A 19,180-nucleotide genomic window follows, 5' to 3' on the forward strand; every position below is an offset into this window, starting at 1 on the left:
TCTCACGAGTAGCTTGCCAGCAGCCTGCCGCGGTCCACGAGCAACCAGACCATGGACAGCCAGGTGAGGGTGGAGACGTAGAAGCGGATGTCGTTGAGGAACATCCAGCGCAGCAGCAATTGTCGGAGTTCGGCGTCGTCTTTGAAATCGCCGCCGCGGATCCTGATGTTGATGGGGATGATGATTCCTTGGCCGACCACCGTCAGCGCGATGATGCCCAGCAGGCAGATGATGGCGGGGATGACCCGGATGCTGCCCCACTCCGTCCACACCAGGATGGCCCCGGAGACAAACATGATCGGTACCACTACCGTGAAGAATTTGGTGGCCGCGCGGGTGGGGATCCCGAAGTGCATGTCCACGTTGCCGCGTTCCAGGGACCGCCAGGTGGGGTAGAGGAACCATTTGAGGACCCACATGGTGCCCACGTACATGGTGGATCCGAAGAGGAAGTACAAAGCGTTCAGGAGGAGCAGCCAGTTCATGATGCCCGTCCTGGGCCGGAGGGCGCCTGCTGCGCCTGATCCGCCGATTGCCGTACGCCTGGGCGGGAACGGTCCGGAGGTGCCAGCCACTCCTCGCTCTGGCCAAGGTCCACCACGCTGTCCATCATGTCTCCGCCGCGGAGGTCTGCAGCTTCCGCTTCCGTTGCGGCCGTGAGGAACCACGCTTCGTAGTGGTCGTCCAACACTCCATGCGCTTCGGGAAGCCACGCGGTGAACAAGGGCTTGCTGCCCACCTGCAGGGTCTTGAGGGGTGCGACGCCGGGAGCGTCACCCAGGACAAGGCGCGCCTTGGCCTGCCTGCCGAAGGCGACATTCGCCGTGGCCTCGAAATAGATGTCCGATTTCCAGAGCATCCCACGGAAGGCGCAGTAGTTGGAGGCCGCGAGCCTCACCGGGAGCCCGATGGGAGCGGGCTGTTCGATTTCGATGTAGCAGCCCAGCATTCCGTCCTGGTCATACTGGGCCGAGACGGTGGTGTCCGTGACGACGAAGTCGAGGTTGGCCTGATGCTTGGGCATGCCCCAGATCCCCTTGCCGCCCTTGACCGAGATTTCGGTGCTGACAGGCAGGTCGACCACGAACTGGCCCAGCTTGAACGTCTTCTGGAAGATCAGCGGCAGGATCGGCGGGACGGGCCGGCTGCCGTGGGTGATGGCGACGGCCAGGGAGTATTCAATGTATTTGCCGATGTCCGTTGACTTGTAGTTGACCACCGTGACCACCAGCAGGCCCTTGCCGCCCAGGCTGAAAGGCCGCATTTCCTTGCCCGGGAGCAGTGCGGCGGCGGCGCGTTTGTTAATGGGGAAGGCCGCCATGAGCACGGGGGAATCGTCCGAATTGACCGGCATGACGTACTTGATGCCGTCCACCTTGGCGTACTGGCCGGTGAGTTCGACTTGGCGGCGGGGAACCGGGGAGGGGAGGATCCTCTGGAGGGATCTGTGCAGCGCTGCATGCAGTTGGGCGAAGTTATTCATGAGTTCAGCTCCTGGACGATGATCGGGAAGGTATCCCGCCACGCCCGGGCGCCGAAGAAGACGTCCAGGTGGCCGTAGCCGGGAATGATATGCAGCGAATCCTTGCCAGGCCTATGGGCTTGGAAGAACTCGAAGGTGCGCTCTTGGCTCTCCGGCAGGAAACAGAGGTTGTCCTTGCCCGCCATGAAGACGAACCGCGCATCGGTCTGTGGAGCCTGGGCCACGAAGTTCTCCGGGAGCTCGGGGTGGTTGCCGGCTGCCACCATGTGCCCGGCCTTGATGCTGCGGCCCATCTCCTCGAAGAAGCTCACCGGGACCTCGGCAAACTCGCCCTTGAGCCATTCGTGCGTGACGTCGTCGAGGTTTTCATGGGACCACAACGCAGGCCTGCCGCTGCCGTAGGTGAAGCTGACCATCTTGCAGACCGTGTTGTTGCATTCGTGGTGGCCGGCCTTGACCAGGAAACGGATGAGACGGGTGAAATAGCCCTCGGACCTGTAGGCCCACGACGGCGACAAATAGGGAGTGAACAGCTTCACCACGGGCGTCAGGTAGTCGATCTTGAGCCGCGAAAACGCCGGAACCACCGGATGCAGGGACACCGCGTTGGAGATGATGGTGTCCACGCGCGGCAGCAGCCCCGCCGCGGCAGACATGGCGAACGACGTGGAGCCCTGGCAGTGGATCACCGCTTTGAGGGTCTCGGCACCGGTCGCCCGGAGGACGTGCTCGACGGCGGCGGGATGGTCGTACACCGCGGCGTCGCCTAGCGTCCAGGAGAGGGGGTCGAGGTCGATCGAGGCGCGCCAGTTGAGCATCCAGACGTCCCAACCGTCCTCCAGGAGCACATCGACCACCGTGGTGGGGACCGGCGGACGAAAGAGTTCGGCGCGTACCCCGGATCCATGGACCAGCAGCACAGGCCCCTTGCTGGGGTTGATCGGAGAACTGACGTGCACAAGGCTCAGCGGTGTGTCGTCGCGTGCCCGGAAGGGGATGACCTCGGTGTGCTGCTCGGCCCGGGTGACTGTCATGGTGAAATTCCTTCCCGGGAGATGGTGATGGGCGTTTCAAGCAGCCGGACCGCCGGGAGCCCGGCGGCAGTGCCGCCGTTGGCTGGCACTGGACTGGCTGGAATCGGACGCGTGCCGCCGTCGGCCGTGGTTTCCAGTGCCCAATCGCGGCAGATTGCATCGATGGCCAGCGGGTAGACCGTGAGCGTGCCGTCGGGGGCCAAATGGATGCGCAGGAAACCCTTGTGGTCCTCCACCGACTGGCCGGACATCATCCAGGACGCCACCTCACCGCCGCGGGTACCCAGGATGAAAAGGGCAAAGGCCTCACTGCCGAGGACCCAGCCGCTCGCGAAGGTGACGGCGAGGGCGAAAAGGGCCCCCAGGAATTGCGGCCAGCCGGGAGGCCAGTGCAGGACCGCGACGACCACCAGGCCCACTCCCATGGCTGCAAGTTGGTACAGCACTCCACGCAGGAAGGTGACAAGGCCTTTGCGGTCCCGGATCACGGACGACGTGCCGAACAATTTCCAAAACAGTGCCAGCGCGCCGAGCAGCACAAGCGGTCCCAACACGCCGAAGATGAACGGCCGGGCCAGCCCGGCCCCTTCAAGGGAACCCAGGGTGTCCATGAGCGACTGGCCGCGGAAGCTGCTGAAGACAGTCCATCCGGCCAGGAAGAAAAGCACGTGGATCAGCCCCAGAAGCGGTCCGAAGCCTGGATTCCGGGCAGGAAGCCAAAACGGTGAGAACGGGTTGGCGAGCCGGCGCCGCATTTTCCGGCCGTCGTCGCAGCTGGGGTAGCTGACGGGCGTCCGGCTGAACCGGCGGCCGGCGGAGCCGACGTCCGGCGTCGGGAGTGACGCCGAAATATCCGGCGAGGTGATGGGCGTTGGCAGGACGATTTCCTCGGGAACTTCGGACGTGTCAGCGAGGTAGGCGCCGCCGAGCCCGCACGTGACAAGCTGCGTCCTCAACCCGTCCGGGACTGCTCCGCGTCCATCGCCGGGCACGTCTTGCTCGAAGCGCGAGTAATGGTGCAGGTCTCCGCTGAGCCAGAGACGGACCGTGGCGCCGGTGTCCTCGAAACGGCCCGTCATCGGGTTGAAGCGGCGGCGCAAATAGTCCTGCTCGAAGAAATTGACTTGGCGGAAGGCGCTCGCCGACGGGGAATCGGAGTAGACCCAATACGGCGACGCCAGGCACAGAATGATGGCATCGCCCGGCTGTAGTTGCGTGGTGACGTTCTTGTAGAAGTACTCCAGCTGCGGCTCATCGATGTACTGGCCAAGTTGGCTGTCCAGGCCCAGAACCCACCAGCCCGGGCTTCCGGGGCCGCCGGTGAGCCGCACGCCGAAGTAGCTGCGGCTCTGGACTGTTCGCCATGCTCCGATGCTGCGCTGCCTCGTGAACAGCCGGATGAAAGAGGTGAGTCCGTCGTACCAGTCGTGGTTGCCGGGCAAAGCAAGCATGAGGGTCGCAGGCGGACAGGTGCTCGGTGGCGGAGCTTTCGAGTCGTTGGGCGCGGGAGCAGGGAACGCCTTGCGATAGGGACCCACCATCTTGTCCTCGTAGCGTTCCGGCGAAGCCACGGGATAGACTTCGTCGCCGCCAAGCACCAAGACGTTGCCGCGCGGCAGAGTGTGCCCATCCACCTCCAGCCTGTCCTGGGCGAGGAGAAGAGCCACCGAATACGTCGCGTCGAAGCCGTCGCCCAGGTCGGCGGTGAAATCGAGCCACAATTCCTTGGCCTGCGTTCCGGCCACCTGTGCCAGCGCTTCGTCCCGACTCCGCAGTTCGTCCGGTGCGGGCAGGCCTTTGTCCAGGACGGCAGGCTGGGCCGCCTGGCCAGGCAACGGGAGCCGATCAAGGTAGAGCGGCTCACCGGGGAGTCCGGCTTCGAGCTCGCGTTTGTCGCCGAAATCGGCGAAGAGGGTTGCGGCAGCGACTTTGAGTCCTGTGCGGCCCAGGGCGATGGGCGAGAGCCAGCGGACAGCATCGCGGGGCGTGAACCCCAGCTCGGCGCTGTGTTTTGCCAGCTCCCAGTGCTTCATGATCGGGGCCGGAAGGGGTACGGAATCCTGGGGACAGCGCGCCCGTAGACCTGCCAGAGTTCGCCCAGGAACAATTTCCCGAACGCCGTGAGCCCAGCCGTCGGAGCCGGGCCCACGGCCCTGAAGGTTGTGAGCTGCCGGGCGAAGTCCAGCGGCCTGATGTGCAGTATTCCGGCGCCGACGACGGCGGGATCGTCGCCGTCGTCGTCCTTCCTCGCCGCTGCGGCCGGGTCCGGCGGCGGAACATGTCCCCGCAGGATCGTGGCATACAGGATGGTGGTGTCCGGCCAGACGTCGAAGCCGGCGTCGTTGCGGATGAGCTTGTAACCGGTGAACGTCAGCGGGGTGCCGCCCGGATCGCGCAGCCAGAGCCGGTACAGCATGCGCCTGCTCGGTGCGCCGTCTGGAGACTCGTCTTCTACGAAGAGGTTGAACCAGCCCCTCTCCACCGGCAATCGTCCACCGAACTGGTCGGCCAGTACATATCCTTCGGCCGCGGCCGGGTGGGCCGGATCTGCGACGAAGGCATCGATGTCCTTCGCCGTGATGGTCAGCTCAAACATCATCCGCCGCCCCCGGTCGCGGCCCAGGCTGCGGCCCTTTTCGGGATCGGACACGCCAGGGCTGAACCAGCCGTGCATCTGCTCCGTGAAGCTGACGGAGGTGAAGCTGACGGAGGTGGCGTTGCCTCCGGCTGTGCCCTCCGTTGTGAGTTCTCCGTGTGGATCCAGCCCACGAACCTGCTGGGTTGTGGCGGATGCCGGGGCCGGCTTTTCCTTGCGGCCCGAGATGCCTTTGGTCGCATCGGGGGCAAGCGAACGGGGCGCGGTTTCGGCATGGTCGACGACGGCGGCCGCTGCCACGGGCGGGCCCTGCACAGGCAGGCCTTGGACGGGCGCGCCTTGGACGGGCACGCCTTGGGCGGGCACGAGGCCTCCGCGCTGCCCGGAGCTTGCACCGGCTCCGGTGGCGCCCGGCCGGCTGTCCGCCTCAAGGATGCGCCGGCACGCCCGCTCCGCGAAGGCCGCGATGGTGAGGGAAGGATTCGCCCCCACGGGCCCGGGCATCGCGGCACCGTCCACCACGTGAAGGCCGGGGTAGCCGAACACTTCGCCGTATTCGTCGCACACGCCCTCGGAGGCATTCCTGCCGGAGGGGGAACCACCGATGGGATGCACCGTGATAACCCTTTTGGCCCACCACAGGGGATTGTCCACGAAGTTCCCATCCAGTTGCCCTGCGATGTCCTCCATCGTTTTCTGCACCCTGCCGAAGTAGCTGTTGGACGTGGACAGGGTCCAGTCGATGGCGAGCCTGCCGTCCTGCAGGCTCATGACGCCGTCGGGGATGTCACGTCCCATTCCCAGCAACGGAACCGAACTGCTGGACAGGCGTCCGTCACCGAGCGCCGCGGCCAGGTCGGCGGAGATGTTGGAATGGTGGCCTTCAAACAGCCGGTCCTTGAGGATTTGCGCGGCCACCCTGGCGGTGCGGCGGGCCACTTGACCGAGCTGGGCGGTTTCGATCAACCAGTTGATGAAGGCCGGATATCCGGCATCCTCCACGTAGTACCCGCGGCCGGAACCGCCGTCCACCGTATCCGGAATGCGGATGGCCGTGGTGATGACCGGGCCGCGGCTGCCCGAGAGCGTCCGGACTCCCGGTGTGCCGCCGTGACCGTTCGGCGGCCCGGCCTCCCCGGTCTTCGCATCCATGATGAGGGTCAGGAGGTCACCGTTGCCGCTGAACCTCGTGCCCAGGGTTTGGCTAAGCCCCGGCAGGGAAGCCCGGTTGCGCAAGAGCAGGAAGTTGCTGCCGAATGTGCCCGCCCCGAGGACCAGGCGACGGCAACGGATGAACCGCTCGCGCAGCAACGCTCCCGGTTCCTGGGGATCGTGGACCACATAGCGGACTTCGTAGCCGGCGCGCTGAAATCCGTTACCGGGTAGCGGGCGGATACCGCGTACATCGTGGAAGGTGCGCAGATCTGCTCCTGCGCGTTTCGCCGCCGACAGATAGGTATGGTCCAGGGTGTTCTTGGCGCCGACGTTGCAGCCGATGTCGCACTCGCCGCAGAGCAGGCACGTGGTCCTGACGGTGCCATCGCCGTGGACGCTGCCATAGGGAGCGGCGGGCAGCGGCTCGTTGCTGCGGGGCTCGGCGCCGGGACCGGTCGCGAACGTCACGGCGATGGGAGGCCGTGTGATCGCCAAACCCAGGGCCGCGGCGCTCGCCTCCATGGCGTTGGTCTTGGGGGTGTCCCGGTAGGGATAGGGAACCGGTTGGAGCATTTTTTCGGCGTCGCCATAGAACGGTTCCAGGTCCTCATAGCTGAACGGCCAGTTCTCATAGCCGCCGCCAGGCACCGGCGATTCCTTGACGAACCACTTGGGGTCTTTGCGCAGCAGGACGTTGGCATAGATGAGGGAGCCGCCGCCCAATCCGCTGGACACCAGGCCCTCCGTTCCGCGGAACGTCCAGGCGTCGAACAATCCGTAGAGGCCGCGGTCCGGGTCCCAGAAATTGCGGCCCATTTCCGAGGGAGTGCGGGCGAAGCTCCCCGGTGGATAAGCCCTGCCGCGCTCCATGAGGACTACGGATTTGCCGCCTTCTGCCAGCCGCAGGGCAGCAACAGATCCGCCGAAACCTGAACCCACCACCACGGCGTCGACGGTCTCGATACCACCATCTCCGTGGCGCAGCGGATCAGGAGCAGGCTCGGAACCCGCATCCCCACTTTCCCTGGTCCCCAGACGAACCATGGCCGTTCCTCTCACAGGAGAGCTGACCTGGAGTCACCCGGACGTAGCCGGATGATGCCTCCGCGGACTATGGCCCCATGTTCCCACCGGGCAGGGAATCTGTCCATGATCTGGAGTAATTGGGTCCGCACGTTTTCGCCGGAATAGGCTCTCGTGAAGCCCTTCTATGTGGCGGGAGCCGTTGAGTAGCGGACTACCAACTCAGGCGTGAGGCACTTGTCCACCACGGGACCATCTGGATTGTTGAGCCGGTCCATTGCCACGGCTCCGGCGATGCGTCCCAGCTCCGTCGCATGGAGATCCACCGACGTCAGGTCGATGCCGTGGAGCCGGCCGGTCCGTGAATTGTCATAGCCGACCAGCGAAAGGTCCTTTGGAATGGCCAGGCCCCTGGCATAGGCGGCCTCGCGTGCCCCCAACGCGAACTGGTCGTTGTGGGTGAAGATGGCCGTCGGACGGTCCGCAGCGTCAAGCAATTCAGCCGCGGCGCGCTGCCCGGCATCTTGTGTGAAATCGTGAGCCGGAAGCGTCCAGGGAACCAAGCCGGCGTCGCGCATTGCCTTCTCGTAGCTTCTTCGACGGACCGTGTGGCCGTCGTAATCGGGTCCGGCGAGATGGGCGATCCGGGTGTGCCCGAGGCTGAGGAGGTGTTCGGTGGCAGCCCGGGCACCGGCGTCGTCGTCGGAATACACGCTGTCGACGCCCGCCACTGGCCGCATGACGCTGACGATCGGTGCTATCTGCGCCAGTTCCCGCACGCTTTCGTCGGAATCCAACAGCGTTGCGGCGATGATGATCCCCACCCTTGCCTCGATCAGTGAATCGACGGCACCAGGGTCCACGCCGTCGATGGACCGGGAGACGCTGAGGATGAGTCGGTTGCGGGCCTGGGGGAGTGCCACCCGTACGCCGCTGAGGATGTCCGCATAGACCTCGTTGCGGATGTCCATCAAATAGAGCCCGACGGCGGAGCGGTGCTTGCGTGCCAGATCGGCGGCAGCCGCGTTGGGCCGGTAACCGAGACGTTTTGCCGCGTCAAAGATGGCCTGCTTGGTCTCGTCGCTGACACCCGGGGCATCGCGGAAGGCGAAGGACACCAGCGTGCGGGAGACACCGACTTCGCGCGCAACATCGCTCTGAGTTGCGGGACGGAGCTGTCGGTCAAGACCCATGGCCTTATCTTCCCACGACGAAGAAACCAAAATTTAGTCATTTGTTAGTTTGACCTTACATTTAAGCCTTTCGCGCGTTAGTCTAGTGTTTCAGAGCGGGCGTATGACCCGCATCACCAAGACAAAGGAGTCCTGATGTCTGCTACGCAAAGTCACAGGGGAGGCGTCAGCGCAGTCGCGCTTCCTCCGCTGACCAACGGCCCACATCGTAAGCGCCTTGGCCTGGTCGCCCTGATCGCCACGTTCGGTGGCCTGCTGTTCGGTTATGACACGGGTGTCATCAATGGCGCCCTGAGGCCAATGACGGCCGAACTCGCCCTCACGCCGTTCACCGAGGGCATCGTTGCAAGCTCGCTTGTCTTCGCCGCGGCGATCGGCGCGCTCTCGGGCGGCCGCATCTCCGATGGGTGGGGGCGCCGCAAGACGATCATTCTGCTGGCGGTGCTGTTCTTCGTTGGCACCTTGGTGTGCGTGTTCACACCGAGTTTCGGCGTGCTCGTCGTCGGCCGTATCCTGCTCGGTCTCGCCGTGGGCGGCGCCTCGGCAGTGGTCCCGGTGTTCCTGGCGGAGATGGCCCCGTATGAGATCCGCGGCTCCCTGGCTGGCCGCAACGAGCTCATGATCGTCGTCGGTCAGCTGGCGGCCTTCGTCGTCAACGCCATCATCGGCATCGTATGGGGCGACATCCCCGGCGTGTGGCGCATCATGCTTGCGGTCTGTGCGTTGCCGGCGATCGCGCTCTTCGTCGGCATGCTCCGGGTGCCCGAGTCGCCGCGCTGGCTCGTGGAGAAGGGCCGGCACGATGAGGCCCTCGCCGTGCTGCGGTCCGTCCGCTCCGAGGACCGTGCCCTTGCGGAGCTCGGTGAGGTCGAGAACGTGGCCAAGGAGGAGCAGGAGAGCCGCCAGATCGGCTGGCGTGCGGTCTTCAGCAACAAGAACCTGTTCCGTATTCTGCTCGTGGGCATCGGCCTGGGCGTCGCCCAACAGCTGACCGGCATCAACTCGATCATGTACTACGGCCAGACGGTGCTCGTCGAGTCGGGCTTCAACGAGAGCGGTGCGCTCATCGCGAACATCGCGCCCGGGGTGATCGCCGTGATCGGCGGCGTCATCGCCTTGACCTTGATGGACCGGATCGACCGTCGCAAGACCTTCATCCTCGGCCTCACACTGACCACCAGCTGCCACCTGCTCATCGGGTTCGCCTCAATGATGTTGCCCGTGGGCAACCCGATCCGCCCGTACGTGATTCTCTTCCTGGTGGTTGCCTTCGTCGGGTCCATGCAGACGTTCCTGAACGTCGCGGTGTGGGTCTACCTGTCGGAGGTCTTCCCGCTGCACATGCGCGGCTTCGGTACCGGCGTCTCGATCTTCTTCCTCTGGGTCGTAAACGGTTTCCTTTCGCTGTTCTTCCCGTCGCTGGTCGCGGGGGTCGGGATCACCGGCACCTTCTTCCTCTTCGCCGCCGTCGGGGCGTTGGCCCTGGTCTTCGTCGTCAAGCAGGTCCCCGAAACCCGCGGCCGCACCCTGGAAGCACTCGAGGAAGACGTCACCACCGGTGCCATCTACCTGGTGCACAAGAACCAGGCGCCGGTCGGATCGTAGCGTTAAGACGCTCGCTCACCTATGGGCCCAAATCGCCGGACCTCTCCTGCACATTTGAGGCTCCGAAGCGAAACCCTCCTTCACATTGAACTGGTCCCCGGAAGTTGGACTGAGAAATTCAGTCCAACTTCCGGGGAGCGGTTCATCGTTGAAGGAGGGTTCGTCGTTTGACCCAAAGATCTGCAGGAGGATCGGCCGAAACCGCCCCAAAAGGGGTCTCGTAGTATTCGGGATAAATCGGGCGGATATGGGCACGGTGTGACCGGCGCGTTGTCAGCGGAGAGCTAGCCGTGGACGCTGCACGCTGGATCGCGCGGTAAACGGTGGAGCGGGCGACGCCGAAGAGTTCGGCGATCTCGGTCGTGGTGTGTTTCCCTTGCGGGTGAGCTCGTCGGCGATGTCCCTCGCGTCTGGCAGCGAGCGGTCGAGGCGGTCGAGCTTGGTCACCACGAGTGTGTCGCCGTCGCGGCGCGCGGCCAGGGCCTTACCCAGTCCGGGGCGGTCGCGCTTGGTGCCGGTGAACCCGTGGGCGACGTGGATCGCCTCGGGGTTCACGCCGGCGGTCAAGAGGGCATTGCGCTGGGCGGTGAGGTCCTGAGAGCTGGTCGAGCAGCGAGCGTAGCCGATGGGCATGTTTTGGACTGTCGCGGATAGGGCCCCCACGAGGGCGGAAATCGGTTCCCCGAGTGCCTTTCCCGGGGCCCTGAGCGCGCCAAAGGAGCCGGAGTTTCCCTTCACCCTTGACAGAAACCGTTCGGAGTGCGGAGCTTGACGGGGCTCAGCCGGCCAGCTCGTCGGCTGGCATCACGATGGGGTCTCCTCCGGCAGTTGACGATAGGCTGCGGCGAGAAGAGTGTCGATGTGCGCATTGCTCAACCGGCGGGCCTCTTCCGGGTTCGGTTCGAGGAGTGCCGTGACCAGCCGGAGATACTCCAAGTACATCTTCTCGGAGTCCTGGAGTCGCCAGTTGATGAGGTCTTCGAGGAGAAGCGTTCCAATCGCGAGGTCGTGCTCTGCATGCTCTAACTCCTGCGTGCCTGCGAGCCCGACTATCGCGACGTGCAGTTCGATATCCGCCATGGCCGCAGCGTCACGCCGATCGGCGACCGACTCACGGACATAGGTGGCGAACGCCTCGCGAAGCCGGGTGCGGGCGTCCTCGGACGCGCGGTCGCATCGACCGGCCGCATAGCCCTCGAGTAGTCGGCGGGCTTCCAGGATGTTGGCGACCTCGCGGGTCGAGTAGGACCGCACGCGGGCGCTCTTGTACGGCTCCTGGTCGAGATACCTTTCGGCGACCAGCAGGTTGAGCGCATCGCGCACGGTGGGTCGGGAGACATCAAACCGCTCCGTCAACCACTTCTCGGTGACCGGCGCACCAAGGGGCAGCTCGCCGTTGAGGATCAGCTGCTTCACCGTGTCTGCCAGGAACCGGGAGGCTGGCGGACCAGCCGCGAGGCTCTTCCGTTTTGCCGCGACCCGCCGGGGCACGTGAATGCGCCCGTCCGCACCGCTCACAATGCCCTCCGTTGCGTTCGCCATCCTGACCTCACCATCCATGTCCGAAAAAGGCTCTTGCGTCAATGACCAAGCAATGACTCGATCGCGTTGCAATGCTACACGGCAACTCGTGATGTCACACATTGCCATACACTTCAGATTGTATGATAATTGGTGTTGATTATCGATCTGATGATCCAAGTGATCTCAAGGAGGAGTTCAGCTGTGACGAGCCGAGACATTATGGGCGGCGTGCACGACGCCGGCAAGCTTTGGGGAGGTCGTTTCATACACGGCCCCGACTCCGCGCTGGAGCGGATCTCCCGGTCGCCAGCGCAGTTCTTCGCATTAGCACCTGAGGACATTCGTGGTTCGGTCGCACACCTTGGCGAGCTGGAGCGGTGCGGCCTAGTCACGGCCGAGGAGCGGGCCCTTCTAACCTCAGCGCTGCAGCAGATCGGCGCCGATCACGAGGCTGGCCGCATCGCACCCTCCCCGAAAGACGAGGACGTCCACGGCTACCTCGAGCGTGTCCTTCTCGACCGGGTCGGTCCGATCGGCGGCAAGATCCGTGCCGGCCGCTCCCGCAACGATCAGACCTCGAACGATCTGCGGCTCTGGCTCCGTGGGCGCATCGACGTCATCGCCGAACAACTCGAGCAACTCATAGAGGTGCTGATCATTCGGTCCGAGGACGCTGGTGATGCGATCGTGCCCGGCTTCACGCATTTGCAGCCCGCCCAGCCGGTGTTGTTCGGCCACCAGTTGCTGGCCCATGCGCAGACCTTGGCGCGCGACCTCGTGCGTCTCGGCGCCGCGCGCGAGGCGGTCTCGCTGTCGCCGCTTGGCGCTGCGGCGCTGGCCGGCAGTTCCTTCCACGCCGATCAGCTCGCCATGGCCCGCGAGCTTGGCTACCGGGACGTCGTCGCGAACTCGATCGACGCAGTCGGAAGCCGCGATCACGTGATCGACTTTCTCTATGCGGCCGCGTCCATCGGCACGAATCTTTCCCGGCTCTCGGACGAGTTGATTCTTTGGGGGTCGCAACAGTTCGGCTGGATCCGCTTCGACGACGCCTTCTCCACTGGGTCGTCGATCATGCCGCAGAAGAAGAATCCCGATATCCCCGAGCTCGCCCGGGGGAAGGCGAGTCGCCTCCATGCGGACCTCCTGGGCATGCTCGGTGTCATGAAATCGGTGCCTTTCTCCTACAATCGGGACTTCTCGGAGGACGAGTTCTTCCCGTTTGACGCCTCCGAGGTGCTCGATCAGGTGCTGCCCGCCATCACGGGATTCGTCCGCACGATGCGACTCGTGCCGCAGCGCATGCTCGAGCAGGCCGCGCAAGGCTTCACTCTGGCGACAGAGCTTGCCGACTGGCTCGCCGAGCAGGGGCTCCCGTTCAGCGAGGCGCACGACATTACGGGACGCGCAGTCGTGTTCTGCGAGGAGCGCGGCATTGGGATCGAGGTGCTCAGCGGAGAAGATCTTGCCGGGATAGACCCCCGGATCACCGCGGATGTTCTCGACCGACTGACCCTCGAGTCCGCCGTGGCCCGTCGGTCGGGAATCAACGGAACCGCGCCGTCTCGACAGGACGGGCAACGAGAGCGGCTGCGGCGCGAGGTCGCCGACCACATGAACGCGTTCGGCGCGAAGGCAGCACTCTCATGACCGGCCTGCACCACTCGGAGTACCGGGTCGCCAATCTGAACCACTCGGAGTACCGGGTCGTACATCTGAAGCATGTCGGCCGCTACCTGGCCGGGGCGATCACGATCGCCGTGTTCGCGGCGATCGTGATCGCCTTCGCGCGCGGCCAGATCGACTGGCCCACGGTCGGCCAGTACTTCACGGCCCCTTCGATCCTCGCTGGCTTCGTCCTCACGATCATCCTCACCATCGTCTCTATGTCGATCGGTATCGCGCTCGGTGTCCTGGTTGCGGTGATGCGGTTGTCGCACAATCCGGTCCTCTTGGGGATCTCGTGGCTCTACGTCTGGATCTTCCGCGGGACACCGGTGTACCTGCAGCTGCTTCTCTGGTTCAACATCGCGCTGTTTGTTCCGTCCATGGGGATCCCTGGATTGTTTGAGGCGCGCACCGTCGATCTCGTCACCCCGACAGTCGCGGCGATCGTCTGTCTCGGTCTCAACGAGGCCGCGTATATGTCCGAGGTGGTTCGGGGCGGTATCCTGTCGGTCGACGAGGGACAAGCTGAGGCCGCCAAGGCGTTGGGCATCAAGGGCACGAAGACGATGAGCACGATCGTGCTCCCGCAAGCGATGCGCGTGATCCTGCCACCGGTCGGCAACGAGGTCATCGGCATGCTCAAGACGACCTCGCTGGCCTCGGCGATCGGGGTCTCCGAGATCCTGAACGAGGCGCAGCACGTCTATCTCGTCAACAACATGATTATGGAGTTGCTGCTCGTCGCGGCGACCTGGTACCTCATCGCCGTCTCAGTGCTCTCGGTGTTCCAGTACTACATCGAGCGCTACTTCGCACGCGGCAGCACGACTGCGTCGCTTCCACTTACCCCGATCCAGCGGGCCAGGCGATTCTTCGGCATCCCGGGAGGGATCAAATGAACATGTCATCGGCACTCGTGCAGTTGCGGGACGTCCGCAAATCATTCGGTCTCCGCGAGGTACTCAAGGGCATCGACCTCGACGTCCGGAAGGGTGAGGTCGTCTGCATCCTCGGTCCGTCAGGATCGGGCAAGTCCACATTGTTGCGCGCGATCAACTTCATCGAACGCCCCACGTCCGGGTTCGTGCACGTCGGCGACCAGGTCATCGGGTTCCGCCGCGACGCCCGCGATCCCAAGTTGCTCCGGGAACTCCCGGAGGACCGGATCGCGGAGCAGCGCGCCCGGATGGGCATGGTGTTCCAGCGCTTCAACCTGTTCCCACACATGACGGTGATGCAGAACATCACGCACGCGCAACGCCTGGTCAAGGGCGCACGGATCGCGGACGCCGAGCGGATCGCTCAGGGTCTGCTCAACCAGGTCGGCCTCGGCGACCGCGCCGCCTCCTACCCGCGTCAGCTCTCGGGCGGGCAGCAGCAGAGGGTCGCGATCGCCCGTGCGCTTGCGATGTCGCCCGAGCTCATGCTGTTCGACGAGCCGACCTCGGCGCTCGACCCCGAATTGGTCGGCGACGTGCTCTCGGTGATGAAGGAGCTCGCGCGCGAAGGACTCACCATGATCGTCGTCACCCACGAGATCGGCTTCGCCAAGGAGGTCGCTGATCGTGTCGTCTTCATGGACGATGGCGTGATCGTTGAACAAGGACCTCCGTCCGAGGTCATCGACAACCCGAAACACGAGCGCACGCGCGCCTTTCTCTCACGCGTCCTATAGTCCCTGCAATCACAACGAAGGAAGAAAATGAGAACAACGAAGTTCATTGGTTTCGTCGCCGCTGCTGCCACGATCGCCCTCCTGGCCGGATGCAGCACGTCCGCCGCCGGCGGGAGTCCCAGCACCAAGGAGGCAGCGTCAACGATCACCAAGGGCACCCTGACCGTCGGCCTCTCGCCGGACTTCCCGCCCATGGAGTACCTCGACGGCGACAAGCTCGTCGGCGCGGAGCCGGAGGTCATCGCGGAGGTCGCCAACCGGATGGGCCTGAAGATTTCGTTCGTGCAGCAGAAGTATGATCAGCTGATGAACTCCGTGCGCACCGGCCGAGTGGATGTGCTGGTTTCCGGCGTCTCCGACAACGTTGACCGCCAGAAGACCTTGGACATGGTCGACTACTACGACTCCACGGCGCGCTTCTTCACGACTCCGAATCAAACGGGAAACTTCAAACAGGACACGGACGTTTGCGGCGCGACTGTCGCGGTCGCCTCCAACGACGACTACTATCCGGCGGTGCTGGAACACAGCAAGAAGGTGTGCGAGTCCGCGGGCAAGCCTGCGATCAAAGTCCAGGGCACTGACTCGGGGGCGACGGCGCGGCTGCAGCTCGAACAGGGCCGGGCGGCGCTTGCAGTGCAGGGCGCCGAGAACATTGCGTTCTTCAAGCAGAAGACGCCGGGCAAGTACGAGATCGTTCTCGGTGTGCTGTTGAAGCAGCCGTTTTCGGTGGCCCTGAAAAAGGGCAACACGCCACTCGGCCAGGAGGTCCAGAAGGCCATTCAATCGATGTACGACGACGGTACCCTTGAGAAGATCCTCACGAAGTACGGCATCAAAGACGGACTGCGGAAGCCGGTAATCAACGAGGTCACCGGGTGATCGAAGCTACCGCGACGGCCCGGACGGAGTTCACCTCCGCTCGGGTCGTCTTGGCCTTCGATCTCGACGGCCCCACTGATGAGGCTCTGATCTCGGGGGAGATCTGGCGGCGGCCCGGGTACTTCACGTTCTGCGCATCCGGACCCCATCGCGGAGTTCCGCGCATCCTCGACGTGCTTCGCGATAAGGCTGTGCAAGCGACGTTTTTCACCCCTGCATGGGTCGTTCGTACCTGGCCTGACCTTTGCCGGCGAATCGTCGAGGAGGGACACGAGATGGCCGGACACGGCGACAGGCACGAGACCTTCTACGGTCTCGACAGGGAGACCCAGGCCGGCATCTTGCGGCGGAGCCAGCGGACCTTCACCGACATACTGGGGCAGCCGGCGTCGGGATTCCGTGCACCGTCGGGAGACCTTGCGCCCGAGACGCTCGAGCTCCTCGTAGAGGCCGGCTATACCTACTCGAGTTCGATGCGCAGCGGCGACCGTCCGTACCGGCACGCACGCGTCGCACTGACCGAGATCCCCGCCAAATCCCTGTTCGACGACTATGCGGCGTTCGCCTATCATCGCGCACCCGACTTCCCCCGCGGTCTCGATCGCATCGCACCCTACGCGCCGGTATTCCGGAGCTGGATGGCCGAGATCGACGCGGCGGCCGAAGAAGGGCTGACGGTCCCCACGATTTGGCATCCCGAGATCATCGGCACCCCCGGCCGCACCGTCCTGATGGACGAATTCATCGGCCACCTCGCTGGACGCGCGGACGTGCGCATCCAACGAGCCGACGAAGTCGCAGCCGAGTACGAGGCGGAGGTACTCCGTGATCTGGCCTGACGGTGCCTTCGCCGTCGTCCTCACGGTCGACGTCGACGGCGACCTCCCGCTTCTGGCCGACGACCCGTCGAACGTCGACCGTATGAAGTCGCGTTCGGCCGGCCTGTACGGACCCGAGCACGGCGTTCCGCGACTGCTCGCGCTGCTGACCGACCTAGGTGTCGCGGCGGACTGGTTTTTCCCAGGGGAAATTGCACGGCGGTATCCGGACGCGGTGCGAGCGGTGCACGCAGCCGGGCATGGCATCGGCGTGCACGGAAACCGGCACCTAGATTTCGACCGACTCGAACTCGCGGACCAGATCGAGGAGATGCTGTCGGGTCGCGCCGCGGTCCAGCAAATCATCGGAGAGACACCATCCGGGTTCCGCACTCCGGCCGGCGAATGGGCATCCGGGTTCCCGGAGGCGATGCAACGAGCAGGCTTCACATGGTCCTCATCTTTGCCCTCCGACGAGATGCCCTTCCACCTCACCGGGACCGATCTTATAGAGATCCCGTTCCGCTATGAGCTCGAAGACCTGCAGTACTTCGGCTACAACCTCGACCCGCCCTTCCCACCCGGTCAAGCGCGCATCGCTCCGCTCGAGTCAGTCGAGGCCAACTGGTGGTGCGAGGTCCGGGGCGCCGAGAGATACGGCACGTTGTTGCACTTGCGAGTCAACGCGGAGGTCATGGGCGTCGCCAGCCGCGCGCGGATGCTTAAGCGGTTCCTGCAGGAGGTGCGGGAAGGGACCAACGCCTGGTTCACATCATGCACCCAGCTCCACGCGCTCTTCGTCAATCGCGAGCCGGATACTGCGCACCCCTACGCACTCTTCGTCGGTCTACGGCCAAAGGAGATTTGACGGCCGGATATCCTCTCGAATCTACCCGGCGCACAGAAGCCGGGGATCGCAAGGGGGCATCACCGTCACTTCAGGCCGGTCTTCGGACCTGGAAAGAATTGGCAATCTCTTGCGCCACGTTGGCGGACAAAACGCCGTTTGGAGGCCCTTCGCAGCTGAGCATGGTTGGTCTGTGGGCCCGGCAGGGGCCGACTTACGGTCGGTGTTGTTGAGACCGAAGACCGGGCTGCCGGGGCCCGGAGAACGTGGCCTTGGAAGTCGCTGTTTCGTATTCGGCTGCGTTGACCCGGAGGTGCGCCCAGGCTGGTAGAGCCGCAGGGACGAACCCGCCCGGAACTCCCCTTCGGGCGTACCAAGAGCACTTTCAAAGACCATCACCCTGAACAATCCGAAGGACAGATCGATGACCACCACCACCTCCGACCGGGCCCCACGGTCACCGCCGCCCACCGTGGTGCTAGAAAAGAAGCTTTCGCGCACATGTCGCGGGACGAACCCCTGGCCATGATTCCGTCGTTGATCCTCGAACTTTCCGTCAAGATCAGCCGCCGGGTTGCGCTCCTGGAGGCGTCGTCGAGGGACCCGGCTCAAAGCTCCGACGACCTGGCTGCCCTCGCATGGATCTGGCAATCCCTGGAAGACATTGAAGCCACCATTATTGGGCTGTCGGAAGTAAATCGGTGTCTTTCCGCCGCGTTCCACGTTCCGGTCCCTTGTTCTGCCGGACGCCTGGTTCCCTAGGTTTCGCTGGGAGCCAGCCGGCCGCTTCGATCAAGGCTCCTGCTGACCATGCCGGCGGCTACCGCTCCTCCCCTCGACGCCAGAACATCTGGCGCGTCCACAGTAGGTATCACCGGCCTGAGAGTAAGGATTCATCACCATGCACACAGCACCCGAATGTCTCCGCATAGCCGTTCAGACCCGAAAAGAACTGGACGCCGCCCTGGATGAAGCGGTGGACCTCCTGAAGCCGGCGGCGATCACTAAACAGGTCGGCATCTCGGTGACGCGGCTGGCGCCTGGCCGCTATGAAGCGCGTCTGAACAGCAACGTTCCCCGGGCCTGACAATCGAAAAGTGGGGGAACGAGCAGCGATGAGCGGGCGGCAGAGAGTCGTCTCGGGCGCGCCGGCGGGCAGCGTGTTTAGTATGGTCTGCCCGGCTGCCCGCCGAGCTGGCTGCTCGCTGCGCACGGCGGCTCTCCACGCAGGGCCGAGGAAAAACGGGTTGAAAGAGTCGCTGACGGAATGCGAAATCGAAATTTTCCTCTCCCTTGCCCGCGGCCACCGCATCGCCGTGAGGGATCACGAAACCGGGGCATTGTGGCGCGGGCGGGTTGACATACCTTTTCCCGACCACGGATTTGTCTGGGTTATCACGGACGTCGGTGAGCGGAAGTTGCTCGATATTGGCGTGCACACAATCTGGCGGCCGGAGGAGTCCGGAGCCTGCGGCAGCGTTCACCGGGAAGCCGGTCACCTTGAGGATGACGGGGCTCTGACCACTGACATCAGCCCCGGCGACTAGTCATCCTCCAAAGCGTCCCGCAAGCCGGTCCTCCCGCCGCTACATGTGCAGCTACTCATCACGCTGCAACCCCCATCTTTCAGGGGTGAGAAGGTAAGCGGCCGGGTCCGAGTACCGCCGTGAACCCGGG

18 protein-coding genes and 1 pseudogene are annotated in these 19,180 nt (G+C 64.4%); 10 read left to right on the forward strand and 9 right to left on the reverse strand.

The window, feature by feature from the left end; all coding sequences use genetic code 11:
- Positions 1-2 precede the first annotated feature (2 nt).
- The 6 genes from ACX5I4_RS06495 to ACX5I4_RS06520 form a co-directional block, all read right to left on the reverse strand.
- Positions 3-485 (reverse strand): hypothetical protein, encoded by a 483-nt coding sequence (locus tag ACX5I4_RS06495; protein WP_461835954.1) that lies wholly within the window; start codon positions 483-485, stop codon positions 3-5.
- Positions 482-1,483 carry an acetoacetate decarboxylase family protein gene (locus ACX5I4_RS06500; protein ID WP_461835955.1) on the reverse strand — a complete coding sequence of 334 codons (1,002 nt, stop codon included), beginning with the start codon at positions 1,481-1,483 and terminating at the stop codon, positions 482-484. The genes ACX5I4_RS06495 and ACX5I4_RS06500 overlap by 4 nt, the downstream gene beginning before the upstream one ends.
- On the reverse strand, positions 1,480-2,517 hold the full coding sequence (locus tag ACX5I4_RS06505; RefSeq protein WP_461835956.1) for an alpha/beta hydrolase: 1,038 nt from the start codon (positions 2,515-2,517) through the stop codon (positions 1,480-1,482). Before ACX5I4_RS06505 ends, ACX5I4_RS06500 begins: the two co-directional genes overlap by 4 nt.
- Entirely contained in the window at positions 2,514-4,550 is a 2,037-nt protein-coding gene (locus ACX5I4_RS06510) for a hypothetical protein (protein WP_461835957.1), read from the reverse strand. The genes ACX5I4_RS06505 and ACX5I4_RS06510 overlap by 4 nt, the downstream gene beginning before the upstream one ends.
- Complete coding sequence (locus ACX5I4_RS06515) at positions 4,547-7,312, reverse strand: GMC oxidoreductase (protein WP_461835958.1); 2,766 nt, start codon at positions 7,310-7,312, stop codon at positions 4,547-4,549. Before ACX5I4_RS06515 ends, ACX5I4_RS06510 begins: the two co-directional genes overlap by 4 nt.
- A gap of 164 nt (positions 7,313-7,476) precedes the next feature.
- Positions 7,477-8,484, reverse strand: coding sequence for a LacI family DNA-binding transcriptional regulator (locus ACX5I4_RS06520; RefSeq protein ID WP_461835959.1), 1,008 nt, complete (start codon positions 8,482-8,484; stop codon positions 7,477-7,479).
- Positions 8,485-8,619: 135 nt separating this feature from the next.
- On the opposite strand from ACX5I4_RS06520, the gene ACX5I4_RS06525 reads away from it, so the two are divergent.
- Positions 8,620-10,089, forward strand: coding sequence for a sugar porter family MFS transporter (locus ACX5I4_RS06525; RefSeq protein WP_461835960.1), 1,470 nt, complete (start codon positions 8,620-8,622; stop codon positions 10,087-10,089).
- A 142-nt stretch (positions 10,090-10,231) separates the two neighbouring features.
- On the opposite strand, the gene ACX5I4_RS06530 is transcribed toward ACX5I4_RS06525, so the two are convergent.
- The 3 genes and pseudogenes from ACX5I4_RS06530 to ACX5I4_RS06540 all read right to left on the reverse strand — a co-directional run bounded on the left by ACX5I4_RS06530 (position 10,232) and on the right by ACX5I4_RS06540 (position 11,631).
- Positions 10,232-10,444: a hypothetical protein gene (locus ACX5I4_RS06530; RefSeq protein ID WP_461838667.1), complete on the reverse strand. Its 213-nt coding sequence runs from the start codon at positions 10,442-10,444 to the stop codon at positions 10,232-10,234.
- Between the two features lie 20 nt (positions 10,445-10,464).
- Positions 10,465-10,722, reverse strand: a pseudogene (locus ACX5I4_RS06535) (recombinase family protein); the annotation flags it as partial.
- Positions 10,723-10,893: 171 nt separating this feature from the next.
- Positions 10,894-11,631 (reverse strand): GntR family transcriptional regulator, encoded by a 738-nt coding sequence (locus ACX5I4_RS06540; protein WP_461835961.1) that lies wholly within the window; start codon positions 11,629-11,631, stop codon positions 10,894-10,896.
- A gap of 132 nt (positions 11,632-11,763) precedes the next feature.
- Here ACX5I4_RS06540 and argH point away from each other — a divergent pair, with 132 nt between their 5' ends.
- From argH to ACX5I4_RS06585, 9 genes are all read left to right on the forward strand, one after another.
- Positions 11,764-13,263 carry an argininosuccinate lyase gene (gene argH, locus ACX5I4_RS06545; RefSeq protein WP_461835962.1) on the forward strand — a complete coding sequence of 500 codons (1,500 nt, stop codon included), beginning with the start codon at positions 11,764-11,766 and terminating at the stop codon, positions 13,261-13,263.
- Positions 13,260-14,180 carry an amino acid ABC transporter permease gene (locus ACX5I4_RS06550; RefSeq protein ID WP_461835963.1) on the forward strand — a complete coding sequence of 307 codons (921 nt, stop codon included), beginning with the start codon at positions 13,260-13,262 and terminating at the stop codon, positions 14,178-14,180. Before argH ends, ACX5I4_RS06550 begins: the two co-directional genes overlap by 4 nt.
- A 2-nt stretch (positions 14,181-14,182) precedes the next feature.
- Entirely contained in the window at positions 14,183-14,956 is a 774-nt protein-coding gene (locus ACX5I4_RS06555; protein ID WP_332603717.1) for an amino acid ABC transporter ATP-binding protein, read from the forward strand.
- Positions 14,957-14,983: 27 nt separating this feature from the next.
- On the forward strand, positions 14,984-15,838 hold the full coding sequence (locus ACX5I4_RS06560; protein ID WP_461835964.1) for an ABC transporter substrate-binding protein: 855 nt from the start codon (positions 14,984-14,986) through the stop codon (positions 15,836-15,838).
- Positions 15,835-16,677, forward strand: coding sequence for a polysaccharide deacetylase family protein (locus ACX5I4_RS06565; protein WP_461835965.1), 843 nt, complete (start codon positions 15,835-15,837; stop codon positions 16,675-16,677). Before ACX5I4_RS06560 ends, ACX5I4_RS06565 begins: the two co-directional genes overlap by 4 nt.
- Positions 16,664-17,524 carry a polysaccharide deacetylase family protein gene (locus ACX5I4_RS06570; RefSeq protein ID WP_461835966.1) on the forward strand — a complete coding sequence of 287 codons (861 nt, stop codon included), beginning with the start codon at positions 16,664-16,666 and terminating at the stop codon, positions 17,522-17,524. Before ACX5I4_RS06565 ends, ACX5I4_RS06570 begins: the two co-directional genes overlap by 14 nt.
- 480 nt (positions 17,525-18,004) lie before the next feature.
- On the forward strand, positions 18,005-18,265 hold the full coding sequence (locus ACX5I4_RS06575; RefSeq protein WP_461835967.1) for a hypothetical protein: 261 nt from the start codon (positions 18,005-18,007) through the stop codon (positions 18,263-18,265).
- A 139-nt stretch (positions 18,266-18,404) separates the two neighbouring features.
- A complete protein-coding gene (locus ACX5I4_RS06580; protein ID WP_461835968.1) occupies positions 18,405-18,590 on the forward strand; it encodes a hypothetical protein in 186 nt (61 codons plus the stop codon).
- A 160-nt stretch (positions 18,591-18,750) separates the two neighbouring features.
- Positions 18,751-19,050: a hypothetical protein gene (locus ACX5I4_RS06585; protein WP_461835969.1), complete on the forward strand. Its 300-nt coding sequence runs from the start codon at positions 18,751-18,753 to the stop codon at positions 19,048-19,050.
- Positions 19,051-19,180 lie beyond the last annotated feature (130 nt).

It is taken from the genome of Arthrobacter sp. MMS24-S77, from assembly GCF_054888235.1.

Coding starts and splice junctions, on each gene's coding strand:
- ACX5I4_RS06505 (WP_461835956.1), bottom strand. CDS start 2,517: ATGACAGTCACCCGGGCCGAGCAGCACACCGAGGTCATCCCCTTCCGG.
- ACX5I4_RS06575 (WP_461835967.1), top strand. CDS start 18,005: ATGTCGCGGGACGAACCCCTGGCCATGATTCCGTCGTTGATCCTCGAA.
- ACX5I4_RS06580 (WP_461835968.1), top strand. CDS start 18,405: ATGCACACAGCACCCGAATGTCTCCGCATAGCCGTTCAGACCCGAAAA.
- ACX5I4_RS06525 (WP_461835960.1), top strand. CDS start 8,620: ATGTCTGCTACGCAAAGTCACAGGGGAGGCGTCAGCGCAGTCGCGCTT.
- ACX5I4_RS06550 (WP_461835963.1), top strand. CDS start 13,260: ATGACCGGCCTGCACCACTCGGAGTACCGGGTCGCCAATCTGAACCAC.
- ACX5I4_RS06510 (WP_461835957.1), bottom strand. CDS start 4,550: ATGAAGCACTGGGAGCTGGCAAAACACAGCGCCGAGCTGGGGTTCACG.
- ACX5I4_RS06540 (WP_461835961.1), bottom strand. CDS start 11,631: ATGGCGAACGCAACGGAGGGCATTGTGAGCGGTGCGGACGGGCGCATT.
- ACX5I4_RS06555 (WP_332603717.1), top strand. CDS start 14,183: ATGTCATCGGCACTCGTGCAGTTGCGGGACGTCCGCAAATCATTCGGT.
- ACX5I4_RS06495 (WP_461835954.1), bottom strand. CDS start 485: ATGAACTGGCTGCTCCTCCTGAACGCTTTGTACTTCCTCTTCGGATCC.
- ACX5I4_RS06560 (WP_461835964.1), top strand. CDS start 14,984: ATGAGAACAACGAAGTTCATTGGTTTCGTCGCCGCTGCTGCCACGATC.
- ACX5I4_RS06520 (WP_461835959.1), bottom strand. CDS start 8,484: ATGGGTCTTGACCGACAGCTCCGTCCCGCAACTCAGAGCGATGTTGCG.
- ACX5I4_RS06500 (WP_461835955.1), bottom strand. CDS start 1,483: ATGAATAACTTCGCCCAACTGCATGCAGCGCTGCACAGATCCCTCCAG.
- ACX5I4_RS06515 (WP_461835958.1), bottom strand. CDS start 7,312: ATGGTTCGTCTGGGGACCAGGGAAAGTGGGGATGCGGGTTCCGAGCCT.